The organism is Stenotrophomonas sp. 05L44_2, assembly GCF_056665995.1.
Genome location: NZ_JBFTNR010000978.1, coordinates 1 through 1,182, shown reverse-complemented (window position 1 = coordinate 1,182; position 1,182 = coordinate 1). Strand labels below are relative to the sequence as shown.

Below are 1,182 nucleotides of genomic sequence, written 5' to 3'. Positions count from 1 at the left end.
ACCTGACCCTTCCCGCCTGGATCCACGACCAGATCGACCTGGATCGTCGATATCCGGGCGACGAGGCCAAGGTCGCGCTGGCGATCGAGCTGTCGCGGCTGAACGTCGACCACGCCAGTGGCGGCCCGTTCGGCGCCGTGGTGTTTGGGCCGGATGACAAGGTGATCGCTGCCGGCGTGAACCGGGTGATGCCGCATTCGACCTCGCTGGCGCACGCCGAGAACATGGCCTACATGCTGGCCCAGCAGCGCCTGCAGACCCCGCGCCTGAACGCGGTGCTGTCGCCGATCACCCTGGCCACCAGCTCGCAGCCGTGCTGCCAGTGCTACGGCGCCACCGTGTGGGCCGGCATCGACCGCCTGCTGATCGGCGCCAGTTCGGCCGACGTGGAAGAACTGACCCCGTTCGATGAAGGCCCGCTGCCGGCCGACTGGGTGGGCGAGCTCAACAAGCGCGGCATCGACGTGGTGCAGGGCCTGAACCGCGATGCGGCGCGCAGCGTGCTGCGTACCTATGGGGAAAGCGATGGCGCCCGTTACTGAGGCCGGCATCGGCCTGCTGTGCCTGTGCCGGCAGGGCTTCGAGCCCGAACTGGCCGGCGAACTGCAGTTCCGCGCAGGCGCCGCCGGTTTTGCCGGTTACGCCCGTACCCAGCGCAACGACGGCTACGTGCTCTTCATGTGCGATGAAGCCGCAGCGCTTGCACCGCGACTGCCGTGGCGCGAGCTGATCTTCGCCCGCCAGAAGCTGGTGGTGCTGGCCGAGCTGCCGCAGCTGGACCCGGCCGACCGCATCACGCCGATGCTGGACGTGCTGGCCGATGCGCCGCGCTTCGGTGATCTGTGGGTGGAGCATCCCGATTCGGACGCCGGCAAACCGCTGTCCGGGCTCGCGCGTGCCTTCGGCAATGCCCTGCGCCCGGCGCTGCGCAAGGCCGGCAAACTCAGCGACAAACCCAACGCACGCCTGCCGCGCCTGCACGTGGTGTTCGTCGATGGCACGCATGCCTTCATCTGCGTGGCCAACCCGGACGACAGTGCACCCTGGGCGTTGGGCATTCCGCGCCTGAAGCTGCTGCCTGACGCGCCTTCGCGTTCGGCATTGAAGCTGGATGAGGCGCTGCTGACCCTGCTCGCCCCGGAAGAACGCGAAGCGCTGGTGCGTCCGGGCATGCGCGCGGCC

The 1,182-nt window shown here is 69.0% G+C and carries 2 protein-coding genes; both read left to right on the top strand.

Annotation, left to right across the window (positions count from 1 at the left end):
- The first annotated feature begins 2 nt into the window (after positions 1 to 2).
- On the top strand, positions 3 to 542 hold the full coding sequence (locus AC1VAN_RS22475) for a nucleoside deaminase (RefSeq protein ID WP_480986816.1): 540 nt from the start codon (positions 3 to 5) through the stop codon (positions 540 to 542).
- Positions 526 to 1,182 (top strand): 23S rRNA (cytidine(2498)-2'-O)-methyltransferase RlmM (gene rlmM / locus AC1VAN_RS22470; protein ID WP_480986815.1); only part of this gene is annotated, 657 nt, incomplete at its 3' end. The genes AC1VAN_RS22475 and rlmM, both read left to right, overlap by 17 nt.